At 63.6% G+C, this 24124-nt stretch carries 11 protein-coding genes and 5 pseudogenes; 7 read left to right on the top strand and 9 right to left on the bottom strand.

Translation table 11 applies throughout. The features are described 5' to 3' along the window. The first annotated feature begins 368 nt into the window (after positions 1–368). A complete protein-coding gene (locus tag ACFQ79_RS29440; RefSeq protein WP_383589137.1) occupies positions 369–2282 on the top strand; it encodes an ABC transporter ATP-binding protein in 1914 nt (637 codons plus the stop codon). 251 nt (positions 2283–2533) lie between these two features. Further along, on the top strand, positions 2534–2740 hold the full coding sequence (locus tag ACFQ79_RS29435) for a hypothetical protein (protein ID WP_383589149.1): 207 nt from the start codon (positions 2534–2536) through the stop codon (positions 2738–2740). A gap of 746 nt (positions 2741–3486) precedes the next feature. Here ACFQ79_RS29435 and ACFQ79_RS29430 read toward each other — a convergent pair. From ACFQ79_RS29430 to ACFQ79_RS29410, 5 genes and pseudogenes are all read right to left on the bottom strand, one after another. Then, positions 3487–3666 (bottom strand): annotated as a pseudogene (locus ACFQ79_RS29430) (transposase domain-containing protein); the annotation flags it as partial. 730 nt (positions 3667–4396) lie between these two features. Next, positions 4397–5983, bottom strand: a complete 1587-nt coding sequence (locus ACFQ79_RS29425; RefSeq protein WP_383589135.1) for a GMC family oxidoreductase N-terminal domain-containing protein — start codon at positions 5981–5983, stop codon at positions 4397–4399. Continuing rightward, positions 5980–6636, bottom strand: a complete 657-nt coding sequence (locus tag ACFQ79_RS29420) for a DUF5987 family protein (protein ID WP_383589133.1) — start codon at positions 6634–6636, stop codon at positions 5980–5982. The genes ACFQ79_RS29425 and ACFQ79_RS29420 overlap by 4 nt, the downstream gene beginning before the upstream one ends. Positions 6637–6642: 6 nt before the next feature. Next, positions 6643–7029, bottom strand: a complete 387-nt coding sequence (locus tag ACFQ79_RS29415) for a hypothetical protein (RefSeq protein ID WP_383589131.1) — start codon at positions 7027–7029, stop codon at positions 6643–6645. A 3033-nt stretch (positions 7030–10062) separates the two neighbouring features. Then, positions 10063–10596: pseudogene (locus ACFQ79_RS29410) on the bottom strand (transposase); the annotation flags it as partial. Positions 10597–11480: 884 nt separating this feature from the next. Here ACFQ79_RS29410 and ACFQ79_RS29405 point away from each other — a divergent pair. Together ACFQ79_RS29405 and ACFQ79_RS29400 are read left to right on the top strand one after the other, a co-directional pair. Further along, positions 11481–11756 carry a hypothetical protein gene (locus ACFQ79_RS29405; protein ID WP_383589129.1) on the top strand — a complete coding sequence of 92 codons (276 nt, stop codon included), beginning with the start codon at positions 11481–11483 and terminating at the stop codon, positions 11754–11756. Between the two features lie 1436 nt (positions 11757–13192). Beyond that, positions 13193–15823: a LuxR C-terminal-related transcriptional regulator gene (locus ACFQ79_RS29400; protein WP_383589127.1), complete on the top strand. Its 2631-nt coding sequence runs from the start codon at positions 13193–13195 to the stop codon at positions 15821–15823. 264 nt (positions 15824–16087) lie between these two features. Here the strand turns inward: ACFQ79_RS29400 and ACFQ79_RS29395 are convergent, their stop codons facing one another. Then, positions 16088–18745 (bottom strand): LuxR C-terminal-related transcriptional regulator, encoded by a 2658-nt coding sequence (locus ACFQ79_RS29395; protein WP_383589147.1) that lies wholly within the window; start codon positions 18743–18745, stop codon positions 16088–16090. A gap of 920 nt (positions 18746–19665) precedes the next feature. On the opposite strand from ACFQ79_RS29395, the pseudogene ACFQ79_RS29390 reads away from it, so the two are divergent. Further along, positions 19666–20405, top strand: a pseudogene (locus ACFQ79_RS29390) (transposase). Here the strand turns inward: ACFQ79_RS29390 and istB are convergent. Continuing rightward, a complete protein-coding gene (istB, locus tag ACFQ79_RS29385) occupies positions 20372–21196 on the bottom strand; it encodes an IS21-like element helper ATPase IstB (protein WP_383589125.1) in 825 nt (274 codons plus the stop codon). The pseudogene ACFQ79_RS29390 and the gene istB sit on opposite strands and share 34 nt — an antisense overlap. Positions 21197–21205: 9 nt before the next feature. After that, positions 21206–21622 (bottom strand): hypothetical protein, encoded by a 417-nt coding sequence (locus tag ACFQ79_RS29380; protein ID WP_383589123.1) that lies wholly within the window; start codon positions 21620–21622, stop codon positions 21206–21208. 192 nt (positions 21623–21814) lie between these two features. On the opposite strand from ACFQ79_RS29380, the pseudogene ACFQ79_RS29375 reads away from it, so the two are divergent. Then, positions 21815–22521, top strand: a pseudogene (locus ACFQ79_RS29375) (transposase); the annotation flags it as partial. A 63-nt stretch (positions 22522–22584) separates the two neighbouring features. Here the strand turns inward: ACFQ79_RS29375 and ACFQ79_RS29370 are convergent. After that, positions 22585–22767: pseudogene (locus ACFQ79_RS29370) on the bottom strand (IS3 family transposase); the annotation flags it as partial. Between the two features lie 1010 nt (positions 22768–23777). On the opposite strand from ACFQ79_RS29370, the gene ACFQ79_RS29365 reads away from it, so the two are divergent. Then, the coding region (locus ACFQ79_RS29365; RefSeq protein WP_383589121.1) for a transposase family protein at positions 23778–24124 on the top strand (347 nt) is incomplete at its 3' end.

Genomic DNA, 24124 nt, shown 5'->3' with positions numbered 1-24124 from the left:
CTGCTGACGAACAGCGGCTCCTCTTGATCGACACTCTATGTGTCCACACTCGAGCAGACTAGCGCCCACCCCGAACAAGCGAACGCTTTCTGTGGCTCGGCACACAGCCTGGCAGGCACCAGCCAGGCTGTGCACGTGGCGAACGAACTCCGCCCGCTGCAGCCCGACCCGCATGGCGCGCGCCCGGTTGCAACCAGCCGCTCTCCGGCTGGCGGTCTGCCCCAGGTATTCACTACTCATGCCCCCCTTTACCGGTCGCTCTCACAATGGAGTGTCCTGGCCTTCTGAAAGCTCACGCCATACGGAAGACCTCTACACCTGAGGCGGCAGTCGCCGATCCCTGTTGACTGCGGGAACGAGGTAGCGAGATGCGCGATCCCCTGTACGGGTCCGGCATCCGGCTCAACGGATCATGGGTATCCCACGTATCGACCGCGTCACGAGTCGGATTCTGGACAACGGCCTCGGCCTTGCCTTCCTTGGCCCGGTTTGCCGTCGGAACGGCCTGGCGGGCAGACAGGTGGGCGTTGCTGGCAGTCAGCGTTTCACAGATCGCGCAAGCCGCCGTCAATGTGTTTGGCCTGCTGGCCGTTAATGAGGTCCTCATCGGATTGCTGGCCGCTGGCCCAACGCCCGAGCGGGTGCGAGCAGCCGTGCCTGGCCTGCTGGTGGTCGGGGTCGTCCTCGCGGTCGGCTCACTGATGCGCGCTCTATTCACTGTCGCTCAGGGAAGGCTATCGCCAAAGGTCCAACGCGCGGCCGAGCAGCGGATGCTCGAGCATGCCGCCCACGTCGAGCTTGCTGTGCTTGAGGACGGCGCATTCCAGCGATCCCTGGCCGGCGCGAAGCTTGGTGTGAGCTCGACACAGCAGCTGACATCTAGCGTTGTCTCCGCGGCCGGAGCCGCCCTAAGTGTTGTGGCAATCGCCAGCACCGTCGCCGCCTTGCATCCCCTGCTGGTCCCTCTCCTCATTCTGGCGGTGCTCCCCCAGGCCTGGAAGGCTGTAGTCAGCGCACGCTGGGGGTACCAGTCGCAGATGAAATGGATGAACCAGGGCCGGCAGAAAAGCGTTCTGGCTGAGCTGCTCACGGCGCAGGGTGCTCCCGCGGAGGAGATACGGGTGCATGGCCTGGCCGAGTTCCTTCTAGGCCACTACCGTCGTCTGTCCCTTGCCCTGGAGCGCGAGCGCGCTAGACTCGCCAAGGCCCAGGCCGGGGCAGGGCTCCTGGCCGACGCCGCCGGCGGAATCGCTCGCGTCATGACCTACATCGCACTGGGCTGGCTACTGATCACCGGCGCAGTACACCTGGCCGTCGCCGCTACTGCGGTTATAGCGATCACCAGAGTGACTGGCCAACTGACGTCTCTGCTGATGCAGTTCAACGATCTCTACACGCACGGCCTGTTCGTAGCTGACTATACGAACACGCTGAAACGAGCTGCCGAGCACGCGATCCACCCGTCCGGTGCTGAAGTTCCCGCTGACCCCTCACGCATCACTGTTCGCAATGTGCGCTTCACGTATCCGGGCAGCGAGAAAGCGGCGTTGAAGGGCGTGACCATGGAGCTGCGGAAGGGTGAAGTTGTCGCCCTAGTGGGTGCAAACGGTAGCGGCAAGAGCACCCTGGCGCGTCTCCTTGCAGGATTGCACCGTCCAGAGGACGGCGCCATCGCGTGGGACGGGGTCGACGTTGGAGAACTTGACCGTGCCTCCTTGTTCTCGCGCGTGGCCTGGATCGGCCAGGACTTCCACCGGTGGCCGTTCACCGCTCGTGCGAACGCCACACTTGGGCGACCCGGGTGTGAGGATGAGGATTCACGCCTGGCTGCCGCTGCCTCGTTTGCGGAAGCCAACGACATCGTGAATGGCCTTCCAGAGAAGTGGGACACCCTGCTCGCTCGAGACTTCGAAGGCGGAGTCAATCTCTCAGGTGGTCAGTGGCAACGCCTGGCCCTGGCCCGGGCGCACTTCAGGAGCGCTCAGATCCTCATCTGCGATGAGCCGACCGCTGCGCTGGATCCCGTGACCGAGATCGACACGTTCGACAGACTGATGGCGCTCGCCGGCGACGGCCAGACAGTGGTATTGATCACCCACCGTCTCGGCTCCATTCGATATGCAGACCGCATCTACGTCCTGGACGACGGGCGGCTCACTGAATCCGGAACTCATGATCAGCTGATGGCCATGGGCGGATCTTTCGCTCGCATGTACCAGGCGCAGCGCCAGCAGTACAGTCTGCCAGATCCTGCATTCGTTCAGCGTGGCCTGCCAGGATGAAGCTGTTCAGTGAACCCTGTGTGTCCCCAACTGGGTTGCCGCCTGACTCGACGGTTCGTGGAGTCTTGGCAACCCAAGTGATCAATTGACTGTTGCCGGGAGCTTAAAAGACAAGACCATGAAGTTAAGGGCTGATCGGTGTTCGAGAGGATGTCGATGCTGAGGGTGGCTTTGTAGGCGCGCCGGTCGACGCGGAGGCTCTTGTAGTTGTATCGGGACAGGGGGCGTTTGACTGCGCGGGGGCTCGTGCGGTGGCGGCGGGCGGGCATGAGGTGGTCCAGGACGGCTCGGCCGATGGCGCCGACCAGGTTGATGGTGGTGCCGACGATGACGTTTGCAGCCTGGACGACCTGGTCTCGGGCGGTCTGGAGTGTGCGATCGAGAAGCTGGCCCGGTCGGGATCGGTGTCGGTGGTGGCTGTGGTGGCGTCCGCGATGGCGATCCGAATGGCCTGGTAGGCGACCAGGAGGGCGTAGACCTCCTGAGCGATGCCGGGCATGGTGCGGGCCCGCAGGACCCAGCGTCGTTTTTTTGATCGCGAAGTAGGCCGACTCGACCTCCCAGCGTTCGTGATAGAGCTTGACCAGCTCGATTGCGGGGCGGGCGCGGGGGTCGAGCAGGGTGGTCGCCAGCCGGTAGACGCCCGTGTGCCGTCCGGCGGTGGTGGCGATGGTGATCTCGCACTCGATGATGCGGACCTCAAGCGGGCCGATGCGGGAGAGGAACGAGCCGTCTGCGAAGCGGCGCAGGACGGGCGGTTTGCGGCTGGCGGTGAGGCGGGCCAGGAAGCCGGCACCGGTGGCGGCGGTGTGTTCGAGGAAGGCGTTGCGGCGAAGCCTCGGTCCAGCAGCACGATCATCCCGGGCCCGAGCGGCCGCAGCAGGCGTGGGCCGTAAGTGGTCTCGCCGGTGGTGCGCGGCCCGAAGGCGGCGTCCAGGACGGCGCGGGTGCCGCAGGCGACCAGAGCGGTCAGGCAGAGCTGCGGGTAGCCGGCGGTGTTGAACCGATTGGACCCCTTGCCCAGGTGGGCGCGGGTGGCCGGGGCGTCGGGGACGTCCAGATAGGTGCCGTCGATGGCGACGACCAGCAGTCCGGCCCAGCGTGCCCCAGTGGTGCGGATCGCGCTCGCAGGGCCGCGGAGCAGGTCGAACAGGGCGTGCAGCGGGCGCGCTCCGAGTCGGCACCGGGCGTGCCAGAGCGCGGTCGCGGTGATCTTCGGTATCGGCAACGAGCCGAGCGGGCCGGTGAGTCTGGACCAGACGGCAAGATAGCCGCACTCCTCGAACAGAGCGCCCGCGAGCAGGAGATATACGACAACCCTGGCCGGGAGCTTCCGCAGCCGTTCCTGCACCGCCCCGCACTCAGCAAGGACCGCGTCGACCATCTCGAAGGACACGATCTGGGTCAACTCGCCCAGATGGCCTGGCGCGTAGACGCCCTCGGCTACCGAGATCTCGCGGGTGATGACACACTGACCGGACAGCGGAGTTCCCGAAGCCGAACGGCTTGTCTTGGCAGACGTCGTTCTACCGGGGCTCCGCTTCTCACATCCGGCGATCGCACAGATCAGGCGACATACACATGTCCGCCTCGACCCTTAACTTCATGGCCTTGGCTTAAAAGAACGCTCGGCTGGGTTTCCCAGCCGAGCGTTTTGCATCGCTAGCTGTTGAATCTGGTGACATGGGTGGTGTAAGTCCTTGCGGCTGCGGCAGTCGAGGTCGAAGCCGCACCGAGGCCCGTGGCTAGAGTGAACTCGTCTCTCTGGCCTTCTCGTTCCCCTGCCCTTCCCACGTCAGCGCTTCAGATGGACAGAGTGTCGCGGTGGTGCCGACGAGCGCTTCACAGGCCGCAGGGCTTACCGCGGCTCGGTGGCAGTTACCCTCAAATGAATACCTGCGTGGGAGGAACGGTAAAGAGACTACCTGTCACGTGATCGTCAGTTGAGAGGTTCACCTGCACCGCTTGGCCATGTGAGGAACAGGACGTGACCAAGCGGTGTCCAGTGATGGAGCTTCTAGGCCTGCAATCAGGTCGGCCGGCGCTGGCGGCAGATTCCCCTGCCTGCAATGATACGCGTCAATTCCCTATACTTATTCAGTCAGGCTTGAACCCTACTCTCCCGGCAATGAGGCTCTGTAGCGGACCGATACCCCGGATTCAGTGGCGCGGCCTACAATAAAGGGGCTGGCGCGCTCTGCCAACGCTGCGATCGTCAGTGAAGGATTTACCGTCAGCGAAGCAGGCACTGCTGAGCCATCGGTGACGAAAACCCCGGGAAAGCCTCGGAGCTCGTGATTAGCATTCAGAGCACTAGTGCTCGGATCGTCTCCGATTCGAGCCGATCCAAGTGGGTGCGCCGTAACGATGCCGGCCACCTGCTCGCTCCAGGGACGTACCCGGGCCAGACCATCTTTCTCCATTATCTCCCGAAGCGCTCTGTCGGCGACTCCCCAGGCGCCGCGTGTCCGAGAAGTAGGGTGAAAGCTCACGCTGCTTGTTCCCAGTCCCGGGGCGAGCCGAGTAAAACTCCCAGTAAGTGGCAATTGCCCGAAGAATCCCTCATTATCGTCCTCGGCCATTGCCAGAAGCGTTAGCCAGGAACGCCAACGGGCCCGCATTTCTCGTTTAGCGATTCCGTACCACCCGGGTTCGGACGCCGCTTGGGCCAGTAGATTAGTAAGCGGCGGAAAGTAAATCTGCTGGAGAGTGAACCGCTCGAACTCAGGTGAATGAGGATCGAGGTAGTCGTAGGTTGCTGCGGTGATGGGGCGGCCTATGGGCAGGCCCTGATACGCGGACCCGTCCGGCCGGGAAAGGCCTAGCAGGGATCGCGCTCTTCCTTCGTCCACATCAGCCACACTGACACGTTCACCGTTTCCAGAGAAGTTGCGTCCTACAGCTGAGGGAACACCCCCAAGAAACAAAGAGGAGCGCTGGAGGATCACCGGGGTTCCTACGGCTCCCGCGGCCAGGACTACTACCTTTGCGTGGATGATTCCCGACTCAGCTGTGCAGGTGTAGTCATCTGGGTCCAGGACTTTGTAAGCAGCAGCGTATCTGTATCCGGGAATGTAGGATGGCGCGAGTAGCTGTACCTCGTGGAGGGGCCGGATTTCGGCGCCATGCGACTCTGCCGCTGGCAGGTAGTTCAGGTGCATCGACTGCTTCGCGTCGAAGCGGCATCCCGACAGCATCCAGTTACAGTTGGTGCAAGAGGGGAGATCGACCGCGAGCGGCACGGGATTACATGTGTGCCCAGCCCGCTTGCACGCCGCCGCGAAGACGCCTCCTGCATACGAAACGTCAGACCAGTTCGTTCGTGCTACGGGAAGGGCTCGCTCAACCCGGTCGTACCATGGGTCCAGGGATGCTCGTGTGAGCCCTGCCGGCCAGATCCGCCGGCCCAGGCTACCTCGACGTTCGAAGGCCAGTGTTGGCGCGCGAAGGGAGGCCGCGAAGTACACGACGCTTCCTCCGCCAACACAGTTTCCAGCGAGGATTGAGACTCCATCCCCCTGGATCACATCCACGATCCGGTTGAACGCGCCCAACCTCATAGAATGGTCAAAGTCACTGGCGGTGACTCGGGGGCCTCGCTCCAAGACGGTTACGCGAGCACCGCCGGCGGCGAGATGATATGCGGGTATTGCGCCACCGAATCCACTGCCGACTACCAGGACATCTGTTGTCTGGTTCATGCTGGGCTTCCTGATGCTGTCGTCTGGGAGTGGAGGTCTGCGAGAGGTCTGCCGTAGGAATACTGAGCGAATCTCCACAGGCCGTCCTCGCCGGGCGGTGGAAACCCTGTCCAGGCTAGGCCGCCGTGTCGTTGCTTGACGGCCTCGGCCGTATCGACATGGCTGGCGCTGTCGAACGCGAGCCCAGTCAACAGGCTCAGTACTTGCCAGATCTGACGGTCCACATCACTTGCGTCGAACAAGCCACTAACAAGTCTCGTGCGGTGGGTGAAAGAAAGACCGACGAATGCGGGGCGAGTGACGGGCAACCAGATCAGGCGCACCGCCGCGTAGGCCGTTGCACGAGCGTTTAGCAAGGTGGCGATCCCAGGAAGCAACGGCGACAGCGGCAGTTTGGAGGACTGCAGAACCTGGATGGCACCAGCCTGCACCGCTCCAGGGCCTTCTACCACGCCCGCAATCGATGAATCGCCGGGAAAACGCCGCTCGCCGGGTATGAGCGTGTCCGCGAAGGCTTCCAAAGTCTGCACCGTCCAGCTGGCCTCACCACTGGCGGCCACGGCCTCCGGAACCAGCAGGGAAGGACTGCCCACCACTATGGCGACGGCCGCCGTCAAGGCTTTCAGAGCCGCTCGGCGGTCCAAAGCGCTCACCTGGTGTCACCCCGTCACAGCACAGTAGAGATCAAAGGGCAGCTCAAGAGTCATGCCGCTCTCCCCCGACGTCCGACCGTATTCGTCGAGTGATTCCGCAAGCTGGGGAAACCTCGGCTTCAGGGCCTGCACGACATCCCCGATGCCAGCCGACTGCCCCTGGACCTTGAAGTTCGTCAGCCTCAGCCCACCCAAGCGCTCGCTCTTGTCCCACCAGTACTGACCATCCCAGGTCACCCACGGAACAGAGCCCTGCGAGTACTGCACACTCCAGTGGTCCTTCTGGTAATAGCGGCACGCCACCGACGCTACCGAGAACCGCGCGGGCTCGGCCAACAGGAACTGAATCGCTCCCCCGTTGTCGACGGTGATGTCCCGCTTGCTGTACTCCACACACAGCGGGTCTGCGAACATCAGGCGCCACGAGGGCCGTTCACCCTCGCCAAACCTGTGCCACTCGCACTGACCTGCGAACGCAGGCTCAGTAAACGGTCCCACGTGGTCGCCAGTGGATGTTGCTGGTGTGCTGCTCACTGCTGCGGCAGAGGCTGTATGTGGGATGAGGGCAGTACAGACACTGAGAAGGAGAGTGCTTGCGTAGGCACGGACGCGTAGCGAAGGCATGGGACCTCCCGAAGGTGAACGAGCGAGGACATGGAGCACACAAGAAGAAGGTTGCTGACGTGACGAGCACGACACAGCAGGCAGATAGGAGGATGCAGTAACCTACCGCCGGGTACAAGACTGCTGCACAGACCGAGTTGGCGAAGTATCGCCGCTTCGTCTGTCATCCGTGACGGCAGGAGCACTCGAGGGTGCAGGCACGCGCTCCCCCCTCGTGTCATGTTTCTCTCCAGTGGCGGACTCGGCGTTTGGCTGGCTCACGCCCCACGGACGCGAACGGAGTGCCCCTCTCGTGGGCGGGCAGTCACTGCCACGTAAGAAACCTCGTCCTGAACCCCTCTGTGACCATCGTCGCAGGTGGGGATAGCGCAGCCTTTGTCGGCATGGAGCCTGGAGCTGTCGGCAGTACGCTCTCGAGCAGAGGGATCCGGGCCTGGCTGTGGTGCAGGTTCCCCCGAGATTCTGATGGAGATGCGCTGACCGATGCGTTCTGTGATCGGGTGGATCTCGACCCGACTTGCCCCGGTCGAACCATCTGCTACCAGCAGATCCTCCGCTTCGCCGTGGAGGCGGCTGTCTAACAAGCTGGTGTGGGGTAGCAAGTGATGAATCGTTGCTAGGGGATGGAGCGATCCGGACAACCGGGCCGTGGCCGGCGGGTGCCTGAGGGGCGCAATCGTCAAATACGTGGCGGGCCAGGAAGCGTGCTGCGGGGCCGTTCCCGGCATCGGCTGGGGACCGGCTAGTGTCCACACTGCTTCTTCTGTGGCACGATCTGGCGGTGACGCTCGGCGCTGGAGCTGGTGTTCGGTATCGACCGCTCCAATGGCACGCGCGACCGGAGTGGTCCATTCCCTTCTGGCCAAGCGGGGATGCACTGTTCCCGGGGGCTCCGGCCCGCGGCTTAGCCCCTGGCAGATGTGTTCGCCCATACCAGGCTGAGGGCATCAAGGTGGGCTAGACGCCCCCGAGGCCAGGTCCGTCCACCGATGGCAGACCGCAGCGGACACCGAGCGTTCGTCCCAGGGAGGGGAAGCAGAACGCCATGAAGGGCATGAAGGGCCTTGTGGAATGCTCTGGACCGATGCCCTGCAGCCAGAGCGAATAGATGGCGCGCCCGCCACGCGCCACGAAGACACCTCTGTGTTCAGCAATTCCCCGTAGTGGAGGTGCTCCTGAACGCCCGGATGCCCTGGCCGCCTGCGTGACTCCCCAGGCCGGGCCGTCATCTCACCGAGGAAGGCAAACACGAATAGACCACCCGAGGTCCACCAGGCCTCGGGCGATGCCGCGGTCAGCACGTCTCCCGCCTTATCACCGTCGAACACGCTCCACCTACGCCAAACGCTGGAAGCAGCTGGCCTGCTGTCCCCACAGACGGAATGGCCCGCCCCCCACCTATCAGGCCGTTGCCAGCCTCATCTCCGACTGCCCCACCGCCGCCTGAGTCAGGCCTCGGTCTGGTCGCCTCGGCCTCGCCGCTATCGCGCACCAGCTCGTACGCGGTAAGCATTTGCAGCGGTGTGGCTCCAGGGCGAGGACAGGTTCAGCGATTCCCCAACGCTGCACGGGTGCCACACCGCCGATTACAAGACAGCATTGACCACATGCTCGTGCTTCATTGGCTACCCCTGCCCAAGATCGAGGGCCGCGTACGAGGCTGGGCCGAAACGCCTTCGGCACCCGTTCAGACCACGATGGCCAGCTGCAGCGGGCGACTATGTTCGGGGGCCATCAATCAGTTGACCACGGGGGTGCCCATAAGTAGATCATTGCCCGGGTAGGTACTGCTTCACAGTCGCGGCGCAAGCGGCGGGAAGCTGTGGACGGTGTGGCAGTGCTTGCGACCTGGGCTGTCTCTACAAACCAGATCCCGCACGGGAGCAAGGCAGTTCCTGTTCACTCCCACGACGACACTCCGCTTCAGATCGGAGGCGGTGGACCTAGAAGCCCGGCCGCCCAAACGTGAGGCCGCCGTAAGTAGCAGATACCCTGGCGTCACCTTCTCTGCAGTCCCACCATCAAGTCGGGCAGTCCATCACGGACCGCCTGTCACGCCGAACCAATTGTCCACCCAGGTGCTCTGCAGAATGCGGCTCCTGTTAGTTTTCAGCGGCCTACTTTCGTTCAGGCGTTGACGGCAAACCGATGGCCAAGGAGCATAATTTCAGCAGCACGCTCCTCTCTCATTACATGACAATGAGGCGCAGGGATACTTTCCCGGCAACTCGTATTCCATGAAAGCAGGGTTCATGCGCGCATGCTCGGCCTGCCAGTTCCCTTGCACTTTCTGCAGCCTCTCAGTCAGCAGCATCAGTGTCGCCTTTCTCATGCTGATCGAGTACAACTATAAAATCGATGAAGAGAGAGAGTTGCGTCGGATTGCCCAAGGGCACCACTGTTCTCACACCCCGGAGCACACCTCGGAGGGCGACCAGCCCTCCGCAGCGTGAGTACCGATCGCAGCCGATCAATCAGGAGGCCAGCCCCACCGGCATCCCGTCACCGGGCAGGGCAGAGCCCCTCTTCTGCGCCAGGGCATGATCAATCGCTCGGGTGCTGGCGCAGCATGTTCTTTCAGCTCGACGGCCCCCATCGCAGCATGCGCGAACACCCGGGGTCATCGCGTGCAGGCCTCTCCTCAGAATTCGCTGTCAAGCCAATTACTGAACAGCCTCACGGCTGGCTTGGCATTTCAGGGTAGTCTCCTTATTTGAGAAGCCAAACGCAAGGAAGTTATCGCCTCTCTCGATTCTTCCTCCGTTGACCCGTCGGATACATTGCATACAGATGTCAGCCGGAGGCGGCATGATGAATCTTGCTGGTGAGGCCGCCCCGGGACCGGCCGGGCAGGGCTTGCTTCAGCGGGATCTTGCGCCGGCGCCGGATATGCCGGCGCTCGTCCTGTCCGTTCTGTTCCTCCGTGCCACCCCTTTTTTGCCGGGCTGTCTCCTGCTCCTGCGCGGCTTCCTCCAGGGCCGACATGAGGTGCTTGCTGACGCGGAGCCCCGCGGCGTCGTGGTGGGCGCGGACCGTAGTGGAGTCCACGCTGACCAGCGGCAAGTCTGTTTGCTCCGCGCGGGCTGCCTGAGCGGTCAGGCCTTCCAGCAGGGCGGTGAACACACCAGCGTCCCGCCAGACGCGGAAACGTCCGCAGACGGTGGCCCATGGACCGGACCCGGCAGGCATCTCCCGCCACTGACCGCTGGAGCGGAACCGCCAGACCACCCCCTCGAACTGCTCCCGCAAACGCTCCGGATACGGGCCGTATCTGCCGATCGGCAGATACGGCCCGATGAGCTTCCACTGAGCATGGGCGAGTTGCCTACGCGTCACCCCCACAGTCCTACCGGGGTTCCACCCCACGAAGAGCACAGAACCCGGCAACTGATCACGACATCACACAGGCCCTAGCAGTGCCGCGGCGTCACTGCCCGGCTGCCGGAGCGCCCACGCTCTGCAGCCGCCGTCCGACAAAGGATGCTCACTGCGGGCCCGACGGTAGGGAGCAGATAGGGTCGGCATGCCACGATGTCGGTCACACCTCGCAAGTTCACCCCGTGTCGGCGATGGCCGTCGGCAAGAAGGTCAACGTCGGCTGCCGCGTACGCGTAGGCACTGCCGGCGGAGATACCCAAGTCAGCTGCAAGCTGGACGAAGGCGCTGTTTCGGGGACACGCGCACCAGGCCGACAAGAGCACGCTGATCCGGCGGGCGTTTGCAGCGGCGGTCGACCTCGCACCTGTTGACCCACTCAACCAGTGCAAAGGGCAGGTCGAGAGCATGGCAGAATGCGGAGCCAACGCGGCTCCTGTGCCTGTGGGTTGATACTTTGAACACCTCACCCAACGGCACGGGAGCTTCGCGTTTTACACATCCCTACGGCGCTACCCGATCGGTGGCCTCCGGGAAGGGATCACAGTCCCTTTCAGCCGCAGGACTGGCTCTCACGACGTTCTCACAGTGCCAGTCGACTCACCGACGCCCTCACAGGACCCCCATGGCTGCGCGGCTGCCGTTGTACTGAGCGCGCCCGACACCCGCTGCCGACTCCAGCGTAGTTAAGCACTACCTACTCAATGCAGCGTTGGACTTTCAGGGTGGGCTAGGCAGTAGACAGAGAGACGCGCGCCTCCCCGCCTCCAACGGGTGCCCTGCCTCGTTGAGGCAGTCGTTACCGGCACAGGTGCGTCCCCGTTCTTGAACTTCAGGATGACTCCATGAGCACGAATGTTACCGGCTTCGGAATGCCATTCAAGCTTCCCGACCTTTCTAGGGTGAGCGCAGACACGATCCGGCTCCTGTTACAGGAGCTTCAAACCTCCACGTCGCCCGAACCTATCTATGATGAACTCTCCTCTCAGTGGAGATCTCAAGGTCTCGGAGTTCCCGGAATACGCGATGTATCACCGATAGGCGCTTTCGGTGATTCCGGCGAAATGAGGGCGATTCTTTCAGATCTAACTGACCCTGTAGTATCTCAGGAAGCCGCCTAGCACCTCTCCTCTCGCCGGCCGCCCTCCTGTTGCAGTTCTACTGCAACAGGAGAATGATACCGGGCTGGCGTTCATCATGAAGAGATGGAAGTGAATTCGAGTCTACCCAGGCGGGCTGACTGTCCTTTAAGGATGGGCGACCTCTCCCGTCACCCCTCAGTGAGAGAAGGCCCGGATACCACTAGAGGATGTACTCATTACGGCCCGATAGTGCCGTCCTGCTCAACGAACCTCTTTCACAGCAGGCCTGCATACCGTTTCGGCTGATTGAAGTGGTGGGGAGCAGGAAGTGGCTGCAGAATCCTGGCAGGTCCGGCCTCCAGGGAAGTCAGATTGCAGCAGTCTAACTCCCGCGTGTTCGAGTTCAGCTCAAACCAGCGCCCCAAAGTGTAGGTGGTGAATCGCCATCGGCGAGCTTGCACGGAACATGCGGGTGCGGCAGAATGGGTCTGAGTGTCAGCTGTATGAACACGACCTGCAGAATACCTGCACCAGGTGCCGCGCGGCGGCTAGTAGGATTCCCTGGAAACTAACTGGCCAGGGGGCTCTCCAACCTTTCTTGAGTGCGGCTGTTGCAGAGTCCCTTCTACTCCCTCTGAGTGGTGGCCCAGCAGCAAGCCACGCTGCTGTTTGCGTGCCATGGCAGCGCCTTCATTGGTGCGGTGATCTTCTCTCATCACACCACAGCCGGAGGCAACATCTTCCCGTTCATTGAGCTTCTCCAGCTTGCCCACCGATCGGGTGTCAGACCCTCTTGAGCGCCTCCGGCCGAACCCGAGTTGAAGAAGCTCATTGAAGGCTGCCGGGCGGAGGCGGCTGGGTTGTTTCAAGCAGACTCTCTTCGTCCTGGCCCGCGAGGCTGGGCGGGATTCAGTGGCCAGAGCCGGCAGCCGGGGGCTATGCGGAGGAGACCTTCGAGCTCCGGCAGTACGGGCACTCCGTGCGCCACAGGCCCTCCTCAGACTGGGTCGGGGAACGTAGCCACTGCAGGCGGCCGCTGATCGCAACTGGCCGCATCTCTGCAGATGTGAACTGCTACCAAGGAGACGTCCAGCAGTACGGGTGGGAAGCCTCCGGTCTCCCTTCCTTCTTCTCTCTCCGGCGCAACCGTTCGCAGATGGACAGCGACTCGGCCCGGCTGCCTCAGCGCGAGGGCTCCACGGGCAGCGCCTCGGCGCAGATCAGGCAGGGCCAGTAGGCCCCACGCCTACTCGCATCGCGGTTGCTGAGACTACGAGGGGCCGGGGTTGCACGGTTCGTTACGGCCTTGCCCTGACTTGGGGCATCTCCTCAGCTGGGCCCCTCTCGAGTGCCCCTGTCCGGCGCGGGCCGCACAGGGCAGTGCCTCAGGTTGTGGGAGGACGACTGACATGCATCGCCCCGTTTCCTGACATACGCTGTGGTGGCGGGCTGGTGCGGCCCGTCAGGAGGTCGTCGTGGGCGCACGGCGTGATTCGGCACGATGGCCGCTCGTCGGCCGTGAGAGCGAATTGGGTGGCTTCCAGTCGGCTTGGGCGCGGCTGCGGTGCTCTGGCGTGGTGATTCATGGGGCGGCTGGAGTGGGGAAATCGCGCCTGGCGGAGGAATTCTTCGCGGAGGTAGTGCGCGATGGGTGGCAAGGGGCGCGGGCAACGGCATCTGCTGCAGCCGCCGGAGTCCCTCTGGGCGCGATAGCCCATCTTATCCCACGTGGCGTGGACCTCTCTGATCCGGCTCAGGGTTTTGCGCACATCGTAAAGTTGATGGGGGCTGGTGAGCGTCAGCGAGTAGTGCTGGTGAACGATCTGCATCTACTGGATGCTGCGTCTGCAGTTCTGTTGCGACAGATGCTGGATGCCCGGGTCCTGCGATTGGTGGGGACTGTTCGCAGTGGTAGCCCGCTGAGTGAGGCAGTGGGGGATCTTTGCGATCTCGGCGGCTTGTCCAGTATTGAACTCGAAGCCTTGGATCGCGATCGCATAGCAGCTGTACTGCGTGCGGCTCTGGATGGTGAGGTCGGGCGCCATACCGTGCAAGAGCTCTTTGTGGCTTCGGCAGGGAACCTGCTGTACTTGCGCGAGCTGGTTGCGGGCGCTCTGGCATCTGGAGCGCTGTCGAGCGATGGCGAGATCTGGGAGCTGAGTGAAGGGGGACCTTCTGGGACGCCGAAACTCACCGAACTCATCAGCGCGAGACTCGTCTCTGCCGGCCCAGAAGCCCGAGCAGCCCTAGAACTGATTGCTCTGTGCGAGCCGCTCGCCCTGGCCGATGCCAAAGCTGTTGCCAGTGCAGATCTCGTCACGAAGCTAGAGGATGGGGGGCTGGTTCAGCTTGCCCACGACGGGCATCGAGCGACCATCGCGTTGGCCCATCCGTTGTACGGGGAGGTCCTACGAGCAGCAACCCCGATGCTGCGGCGGCGGGCCCTCTTGCTCAACCAAGTTCATCGTGCCGAGAGTCACGGCGGGCGACGGCACGACGACCCGCTGAGGATTGCCACCTGGCGGCTGGCGGCTACGGGAACAGCCGATCCCCAGCAGCTGATTCGTGCTGCAAGCCTGGCGCGTCATGCTCATGACTATGATCATGTGATCTTGCTCCTTCAGGCTCTGCCAGCAGATCAGCAGACCACAGCCACGCGGCTGCTTTTCGGCGAGGCACAATACGAGCTGGGAAACTTTGGTCGTGCTGAAACAGTGCTCGAAGATGCCGGTGCCCACACCACGAACGAGGCGGAATCCCTTGCTGTCGTGATGGAGCGGACGCAGAACCTGTTCTGGGGTCTCGGCATGGCGGAAGAGGCTCTCAGGATCAACAAAGAGGCCGAGAGTACTATCGCAGACCCCATCGCGCATAGTGTGCTAGCCATCAACCGTGGGGCCATGCTGGTATTTTCTGGTGATCCGCTGGACGGCCTGGAACTGCTTGAAGATGTAGAGAAGATGCCTGACATCCGTGCCCGTGTCTACGGGATGGCACTGAAAGTTGTGGGGCTTGGTAGCGTTGGCCGGGCTGCCGACGCCGTAAGCCTGGGTGAGCGTGCCTACCGTGAACACATGTCGGCGGATTCCGACGTCGTCCTTCATCATCCGACGGCGCAGCTTCCTGGGCTCGTCGAGGGATACTCCGCGCTCGGTCAGCTGACGCACGCCAGGCTGCTGGCAGAACAAGGCCTGGAAGTAGCTGTCGACACCCGAACCCGTACGTCTCTGCTTTACGTACTGGCCATGGCAGAGTGGATGTCAGGAAATCTCGGCGAGGCACGCCGGTCGTTCGCTGAGGCCTGCAGCCTGGCCCGAGATCGCAACACTTGGCTTCTGCGATCTGCCTCTTCTGGTCTGGCCGCTTGCTCTGCAATTCTCGGAGACATCTCATCAGCGGAGTCAGCGATTTCTGGCCTTGAAGGCTACCCGCAGGTGGCTCACATCGCAGCCGACGAGTACCTGGGGAGGGCTTGGATTCTGGGGGCGAGCGGAAAGACAGCCGAGGCACGCAAAGTGCTCCACGAAGGAGCCCGAGCAGCGCAGGCAGCAGGTCGTCTCACCTCCGAGGCCAAATTGCTCACGGAGATAGCACGGCTCGGTGGGGCAGAGGAGTGCGCAGATCGCCTCACAGCGCTGGCGGATCTCTGCGACGGTCCCCTTGCTTCAGCGCGTGCCCATTTCGCTGTGGCCCTGACGCAGAGTGAACCTGTCCAGCTCCTTGCCGCAGCCAACGAGCTGGAGGGCCTCGGGGCGCACCTTGTCGCCGCCGAGGCATGTGGCGCGGCAGCAGTCGCTTGGCAGCAGCGGGGAAACCCCCGCCAAGCCGCCACCGCGATTGACCAGGCAAAGAGGTATGCGGGACCGAGTTCAGGCGCTCATACGCCCATGCTTACCTTTACAGACACGGCAACCCCGCTCACACCTCGCGAGCATGAGGTCGCGGTACTGGCTGCCTCTGGAAGTGACAGCAAGGCCATCGCCAAGACACTTGGTCTGTCTGTGCGGACGGTCAACAACCATCTCCAGCATGCATACACTAAGCTCGGCGTGACCAATCGGCAGCAGCTCACTGAGACGATGCAACGGCATCGGACGTTTCAATAGCCTGGCTCACTATCGCCTCAAGTTTGTTTGGCCAATGAACCGGGACAACGAAACCCTCCCTCGCTACCCGTCTCGTCGGCGAGTACCTGCAATTCACTGAAGCGCTGGAAATTCGCCCCCTCCCCCAGCCCCGTGACTGAACCTGTCTTAGAAGTCCCAGCGGCTACTACGGCGAGCCAGATACTCCACCGGCCGCACCAGCACCATAGTCCAGACCGTCCACGCCCTCCTGATCTGCACTTATCCAGGATGAAAGAGGTTCACTCACGGACCTGAGAGACTGGTGGTACGAGATGAAAGGCCTGCCTGCTGCTGAAGAGCACGGCGGTTATTGACTCCGAGCTTTCTGTACACACGGTAGAGGTGATTGCTTACAGTGCGGACTGAAAGTGTTAGTTGCTGCGCAATTTCCTTGTCGCTTCGCCCCTGAGCAACGAGTGTGACCAGTTCCTGCTCCCTCGACGTCAGCGGCTCGTTGGAGCTCAGCAGCCACAACGCTGGTGTGGTGGCGCCTTCACACCGCTCCGCGAGCTCCTTTGCTCGTCGGCTCGCGGCAGTGGCTGCCCGGCCTTGAGCCGTGCGGCGCAGCAGGCGCGACAGTTCCGCGTAGGCCTCGCTTGCATACAGCTCCGCTCCGCAATCGGCAAAGACCTCAGCTGCCTGACGCACTGTAGGAATATCCTCGGTAGTCAAACCACGGGCATAGTCAAGGCGGGCATTGAGGTACTCCCCTTGCAATGGCGTCCGCCAGTACGGGCGCGACACAGGAGCCACTCCAATACGCGCCATCTCGTGTGCTGCAATCGCAATGTGCGCATATGCACCTTGCTTGGCAGCGGTGTCAGCTGCACGAAGAAGAATCTCAGCAGCGCTCTCTCTGTTCCCGCTCAGGGCGCACATCCACGCCTGGCTCACCTGCTGGAAGATGAGGAAGTGGCTTGGGGTCTCTTCCGGAACGTCCACCTCATTAGTGCGGCCAAGGGTCAAGGCGGCAAGGCTCCGCAGCGTGCGTGCCCTGCTGTGCCACAGCGGCCATCCCACCTGGTAGGAGGGATGGAACGTGAGCAGGGTCAGCGCCTCGCTGGGCCGGCCCCGCTCAAGTAGCACTGCCCCAAGGGCAAGCCCTCGCTGGGCATCGAACCGGACGCGGCCGTCGCTGACTGCGCCGCGGTACGCATGCGCAAGGCGCCTGGTCGCTTCTCGTAGCTGCCCAATGTCGGACAGAGCAACAGCGTAGATCTGTTCAAAGGAATCTCGGTGAAATGGCCGCTCCTGGGGGCTTGCGGGGAGCTGCTCATAGACACGGATCGCGTCCTGAGGGCGGCCGGCATGCAGCAGAGAAGCCATGTAGAAGAGCGCTGCCTCTACGTGTTCGGTGGCCAGGGGCTTGCACAGGTCAAGTGCAGTATCAATTGCACCCTGGAAGTAGGCAGCCATTCCCATGAAGAGACGTCGCTGAGGTTCTGGCAGACCAGCAATGGTGGACTCGGCTTCGCGGAAGCGCCCCTGCAAGAGGTAGCCACGGGCGCGAACAGCGCTAAGCTCCCACGTTGACGGGAATGACGAGCTCGCGGCGTCCAGCACCCTTGTAGCTCCGGTGAAGTCGCCCTGGGCGATGAGTGAGCGCGCGTGGGCTGTAGCACTTCCGGCAGACGGCGATTGGCTCCAAGCAGCTGCGGAGAGCCGCGAAGCTGCGTCCAAGTCTTGGACATCCTCGGCGCATTGTGTCGCACGAAGCAACTCCGATGTACTGATCGGCGTTCCAGTGTCCAGCATCCAGCCGGCAACGGTCGCGGCGTCCTGACCATCGCAGAGCGCGAGTTCGGGATAGACCGCAAGCCATCCCTCGAGATGGGCGCGACGCCGCAGCACAGGCATCGTGTGAGAGATGGTATAGCTGATCAGTGGGTGCGAGACTTCCACCAGCAGAGGTGCTTGAGGGTCCGCAGACGGAGCTGCCAGCACTCGGATGAAGCCGTCTTCCTCGAGTTCAAGCAGGAGCTCTTGCCGCGCCACCTGCTCAAGGCGAGGAAGGGAAACCGGCTCCGCAACAACGATGCGTTCCAGGACCTCCCGTGCCCCGAGGCTGAGCCGTCCGATCTTCCGGGTGGTCAGTTCACACAGCGGCGCGGAGAGCGGGAGCGGTCCGGACATGGTCCAGCCCGCTGGCGAGGGTTCAAACAAGCCGTGCTCAGTGGCCGCTCTGATCAGCTCGCGCGCCAGCTGGGGGTTCCCTTGTGCAAGGCGCGCGAGAGAAGCTGCGGTCTTGTGTGCCAGCCTTCGGCCCGACCATGCGGCAACCAAGCGTCGCGTCGCCGTGATATCCAATGGGCGCAGGTCTGCCCGATGCAGATGATCATCTTTCCACAGCATGGTAATTGCCATGGGAGCCGGTTCATCGGTGTTCAGGGTGAGCAGCATCCGAACAGTGCGGCGCTGCGCAGCTTCAAGGATCAGAGCAGCAGCGGCTGGCTCAAGGAGGTGTGCGTCATCAACGAAGAGCAACGTGCCACGCTGACGATTCCGGACGGATTCAATAACCTGCTTGATCTCAAGCGGTGGCACACCCCGCGCCGTCGCCCTGTCCTCCGCTGTCCCCGGCCGGTCACCGCCTGCTGGAGTCGGGCGGTTCGGCCAGGTGGCTGTCACCGTGACGACCTCAATGTCTGGGCCAAGCTCCCTAAGCACCTCTGTAGAGACTCGTGTCTTGCCTACGCCGGCAGCGCCGGCCAGCAACACGCCAGAGTAGTGGCTGCGCTGCCCGAGGAGCTGGGCAAGTTGCGACACCTCCCCACGCCGCGCTATCAGGTCAACTTCACCTGCGGGAAGGGAGAACGGTCCTTCGGCGTCTTCCTCGCCAATGTGGGGCGACAGTCCACCCTTGAGTGTTCGGCTGTCGCCTAGAACTCCAAGGGGTGGCACAACCGCCTCTGTTGTGCTTGCTCCTCCGCAATACTGGGCCGGATTCAACTCTCTCTCAGCTCCTTAACCCCATTCCCCTCCAACATCACCGATACGGCTGCACGACAACCACATCGCAAGCCGCCGCACACCGGGGCCTAGGGTGTAAGGCGGCCTGAACACGACTCAAGTACCAGGCGGGGGTCCCGGTAGAGCTCGCTCTCCGAGCCTGTGCGCCCAGCAGTAAAGATCCATGAGCAATCGATACTCATCTTCACCGGAGGTACTCACGGGGTGGCCAGCACCCGGAGATGCTGCGGTGCGCGCTGGTGGCGTGACCTTCGCTTCGTCCGTGAGGCACAGCGAGGCCTTGCTGTCTAGCAGGCCCTACCGAGATCTGCGTGCCCATGCCGTTTCCCCCGGGTCATCTGATCATTGGTTGATGTGTGTCGTTGTCTGACGCCCCACGTGTACGTATCGAGCTGTCGCTTCCTGATCCGGCTCCGAACCAGGGCGGGAGGCGGCGTCGATCACCAGCAGGTGATCAACGCGATCGCGTTCAAGTACCGCACAGGGAGACCGTGGCTGGACCGGCCCGAGCACTTCGGCTCGTGGAGAGGGCGACCCTCAGCCTCCTGCACCGCCCTGCTCGCCCGGGCCGACGTCGAAGGCGATCTCGACTAGGTCGTCGCGGTCGACTGCACCATCGTCCGAGCACACCAGTGCGCCGCCGGGGGCCCGACAAAGAGGGCTTCAGTCGGCGAGCCGGATGGCCAGGCTTCGGCGGCGGGCTGACCGCCGAAACCACATGGCCGCGGAGCCGTTGCCGACCGCCGGCCTTCGTCATCGCGCCTGGACAGGCTGGTGACGAAGCTTCATTCCCCGAGGCATGGCCCGGTTACGGGTGCCTCGTGCCATAGGCCGACCCACGACTACGCCGGATGCAGTCCTCACCGGCAGGGCCTAGTCGGGGCTTGGTCAGGTCTTTGTGGTTGAGCGTTTCCTTCTGGCCCGTGTTGCGTTGTGAGGGTGTGACTCCGGACGAGATTGCTGCTATGCGTGGTGAGTTGGAGGACTTCGCGGCGGAGGTTTTCGAGCCGTTCGCGAGGAACGATCAGCGTCGGTGGGGGCAGGTCTACCTGCGGGGCCTGCTCACGGACGGGGAGCGCAAGTCGGTCGAGCCGATGGCCGCCCGGCTCGGGGAGGACGGGAACCGGCAAGCCCTGGCCCACTTCGTGACGACCAGTCCATGGGATCCGGCCCACATCCGGGCCCGGCTGGCTGGAAGATGGAAGAGGCGATCAGGCCCACCGTGCTGGTCTTCGGTGACACCGGGTTCCTCAAGGACGGCTATGCCTCGGCGTGCGTGTCGCGGCAGTACACCGGCACCGCGGGCAAGGTCACCAACTGTCAGGTGGGCGTCTCGCTGCACATGGCCTCGGATCACGCCTCGGCGGCGGTCGGCTTACGGCTGTTCCTGCCCGCGACCTGGGAGCCCGGATCCGTGAAGGCGGACCCTGACAAGGTCGCCCGCCGCACCGCATGCGGTATCCCCGACGGCATCGGGCATGTGGAGAAGTGGCAGCTCGCACTGTCCGCGTACTCGTTTGAGTGCACCACCCCGTACGAAGTTGTGTGCGCCACTGCTCAGGCCACGTCGGTGTCCCGCTGGATCGCCTGAAGGCGGTTCTTGAGGTGGTAGCTGTTGCCGTTGATGGAGACGACCTCGCAGTGGTGCAGGAGCCGGTCGAGGATTGCGGTGGCGAGGACTTCGTCTCCGAAGACCTGGCCCCATTCGCCGAAGGTCTTGTTCGAGGTCAGGATGATCGAGCCCTTTTCGTAGCGCTTGGAGATGACCTGGAAGACCAGGTTCGCCTCGGCCCGCTCGAGCGGCTGGTATCCGACTTCGTCGACCACGAGGACGGCGGGGCGAAGGTAGCTGGTGAGCTTGCTCATCAGCCGGCCCTGGTCCTCGGCGGCTTTGAGGTGACGGACCATGTCGTCGAGGCTGGTGAAGTAGATCGAGTAGCCCGCTCGGCAAGCCGCGAGAGCGACGGCGAGGTGGGTCTTGCCGACTCCCGGCGGTCCCAGCAAGGCGACGTTGGCCTTGTCTTCGACGAAGGACAAGGTGGCCAGGTCCTCCACCGAGGAGAAGGCCCGGCCGGCCAGGACATGGTCGCGGACGATGTTCACCTGACGCTCGACCCTGCCCTTGCCTTGCGGCCGGTAGGCCGCCAGCACGTCGATGTCGTAGTCGTAGTGGCCCGCGAACGCGACCGCTTCAGGATGCAGTGGGACCGCCTCGCCCGGGGCGACGTGCCGGCGCACGACCGTCTTGGTGCGGTCATAGACGATACTCAACGGCACCCCGGCGAAGTGGGCGAACGCCTGGCGGTGGCAATCGAAGAACGTCGCGAGATCCTGGCTGGTGGTGAAGCAGCAGAACGGATCACGCGAGTAAGACAGCGTCATGTGGAACGATTAGACCTTCGGAATCCCGACATGAGCGAGGACCCTGCCCTCATCGCCCCAGTCCACCTGGGCCTGAGCACCGGGCACCACCTCGAAACGCCGGTGCAGCCCCGCCAGCTCGCCCGGGCCGATGCCCAGCTCCTCCGCGATCCGCGGCCGGGCCTCCTGCAGATAGAGCTTCACCCGCTGGTAGTTGATCGTAACGCCGTACTCCGCGACCAGGCGATCGTGGATCACCGACCCCTTCAGGAGGACCTCGGCCCTGAGCATTGCGTCGATCAGGGGCGCGATCTCGTCCACGACCCGGCGCTGGGGCCGGCCAGCGGACTCTCGCTTGGGCAGTCCCGCTGATGCCGGGTCCTTCAGATACTTACTGACGGTCCGCCGGTTGAGCCCGGTCTCCTTCGCGACCTCCCGCAGGCTCATCGCACCAGACTCATACAGCGGACGAAACCGCCTCAACTCCAGCCACCGACGTGGATCCAAGACCACCGTGAGCCGCCTCCCTGCCGCCCCGAACGGACAACAGCACACTCACGGCAAGCACCCCATCACCGCCCCTAAAACGGAGCACCTTCATTCGTACGAGGTGGAGCACGTCCACTTGTACGCCGACACGCACTCGAAATGCTCGACGAGACCCGCTCCTGGGGCATCGAGGTGCCGGTGGCTGTCGCGGACGCCGGATACGGCGACGCGGCCGCTTTCCGGCACGGCCTGCAGGACCGGGGCCTCAACTACGTGGTGGGAATCTCCACGACCTTGTCGGCCCAGCTCGGCCACGTGGTGCCGGTGGCCGAGCCGCACTCCGAGACCGGACGCCGACCGGTTGCGAAGTACCCCGACAAGCCGCAGTCGGTGAAACAGCTGGTCATCACGGCGGGCAGGAAGGCAGCAAAGCCCGTGCAATGGCGTGAGGGCTCCCGGCCCGGCACCGGCCGCAGCGGCCTCAAACGGATGTACTCGCGGTTCGTGGCCTTGCGGATCCGTCCTGCCGGCCGCGAGGTCCGGCAAGCGGCCGACGGCCGGAACTGCCCGAGTGCTGGCTCCTGGCCGAGTGGCCCGCCGGCCAGAGCGAACCCGTTCAGTTCTGGCTCTCCGACCTGCCCGCAGACACCCCGCTGACCACCCTGGTCCGCCTGGCCAAACTCCGCTGGCGCATCGAGCACGACTCCCGCGAGATGAAACAGGCCCTGGGCCTGGCCCACTTCGAGGGCCGCACCTTCAACGGATGGCACCACCACGTCACCCTCGTCTCCGTCGCCCACGCCTTCTGCACCCTGCAACGACTGGCCAGAAGCCCAAAAGACACGGCGCCGGCCTGAGCCTCTACCGCATCGTCCGCAAGCTACAGACTGAGGTGACCCCCGGAGTGTGGACACAGGGGTTCATGCCGCGAGTGTGAGTCTATGTTCTCGCTGGTGCTGCTGTTCGAACTCGACGGGTGAGAGGTAGCCGGGTGAGCTGTGAAGCCTGCGGGCGTTGTAATAGGTGAGCCACTGGAAGATCTCCAGTCTGGCCTGGCGGACCGTTGCAAACGGCCCGGGTATGGCTTCTCGTTTCAGCCCCTGCCAGAAGCTCTCGGGCTCCTCTAGCGGAGTGGCGGGCCACGGACCTTACGGACGATACCTGGAAGGTTTCCGCCCCCGTCAGACCGTTGGTCCGATGTGAGGGACGGAGAAGTCTCTAACGCGGTGTGGTCGCTGATCGCGCTGCTGCTGCCGCCTGCGGGCCGGGGGCGTGGGCGGTGGCGTGATCACCGGCGGGTGCTCAAGGACATCGTGGTCAAGTTCCGCGGTGGTCTGCCCTGAAGGGACACCTGCCTGGGCGGTCCGGCCCACGGCAGACCGTCCACGGACGGGTTCCCCGCTGCGCCGTCGGCAGCACCTTCAACCGACCTTCTGGCCTCGCGCAGACGCGGACCGAGGCAGACTGGCTCGGCGCAGCCGACTCCACGATCGAGCGGCCCGCCAGCACACGGCCGTCGAATGGGGACTCAAGAGGACGATTCCCGAGCGCATCGACCAGCCACGTGAGGCAAGCGGCGCTACGGCCTCGACAAATCCCCTACGAGCGCAGCTCCCTCATAGGTTGCGGAGCGGCGATCCCCGCTGACGCGGTCGCCGAACTCACCATGATGCCTGGGTTCGACGGGCTCTGCGGCCTTCTGACCCAGATTCATCCCTCGTTCGAGCGTGGTCTCTCGTCCTCCTGGGCCTCTCCTGGTCCGAGAGCTGTGCCATATCCCCCGACTTCGCGGCTCCCTTGCCCCAGGCAAGGCCGTCACTGGGAGGAGGCAGGGATGTGATCTCCTGCGCAGAGGGCGGCCTCGGTGTGGCCTCTCGACCTCGCAGGGGCACTGAGCTTCTTCAACTCGGGTTCGGCCGGAGGCGCTCAGGAGGGTCTGACCTGCACAGACACTTCAGGTGGGTCACCCGATCGGTGGGCAAACTGAAGAAGCTCACTGAGCTTCTTCGAGTTGGCCACTGATCGGGTGACAGGCAAGTGCTCGTAACAGGCAAGGCTCCCGGACAGTTGAGCGAGAGATCTCACGTCTCAACTCGTTAGTCAGGAAGCCTTGTTGGTCACCTATCCTGCCGCACTGGACCTTCCGCATGTCCTCGTGGAGTGGGTCACGATGCTGATCGTCACCTGTGAGGGTGACCGCCGGTGCATGCTGCCGGCCTCCCAGCGGGCTCTGGTCGCGCTCGTCTGTCTGCGCAAGCACGACACTCCCGCCCAGATCGCCGCCGGGTTCCGGATCAGCGAGAGCACCGCCCACGCCTATGTACACAGCGTGATCAGACTCCTGGCTGCCCGCGCGCCCTCACTCGTCCGCGCACTGCGACAGGCCCGCCCTGAGTACGTCCTCGCTGACGGCACGCTCGCCGCATGCGACCGCGTAGGCAACGGCCAGGACGACTACTC

The organism is Streptomyces sp. NPDC056480, assembly GCF_042795405.1.
Lineage (GTDB): Bacteria > Actinomycetota > Actinomycetes > Streptomycetales > Streptomycetaceae > Streptomyces.
Note: the sequence above shows the minus strand (reverse complement) of the source record. Positions and strands in the feature narration are given on the sequence as shown.

Bases quoted from the DNA above. Each gene is read 5' to 3' on its own strand.
- ACFQ79_RS29440 (WP_383589137.1), top strand. From the start codon at position 369: ATGCGCGATCCCCTGTACGGGTCCGGCATCCGGCTCAACGGATCATGG.
- ACFQ79_RS29425 (WP_383589135.1), bottom strand. From the start codon at position 5,983: ATGAACCAGACAACAGATGTCCTGGTAGTCGGCAGTGGATTCGGTGGC.
- ACFQ79_RS29405 (WP_383589129.1), top strand. From the start codon at position 11,481: ATGAGCACGAATGTTACCGGCTTCGGAATGCCATTCAAGCTTCCCGAC.
- istB (WP_383589125.1), bottom strand. From the start codon at position 21,196: ATGACGCTGTCTTACTCGCGTGATCCGTTCTGCTGCTTCACCACCAGC.
- ACFQ79_RS29380 (WP_383589123.1), bottom strand. From the start codon at position 21,622: ATGAGCCTGCGGGAGGTCGCGAAGGAGACCGGGCTCAACCGGCGGACC.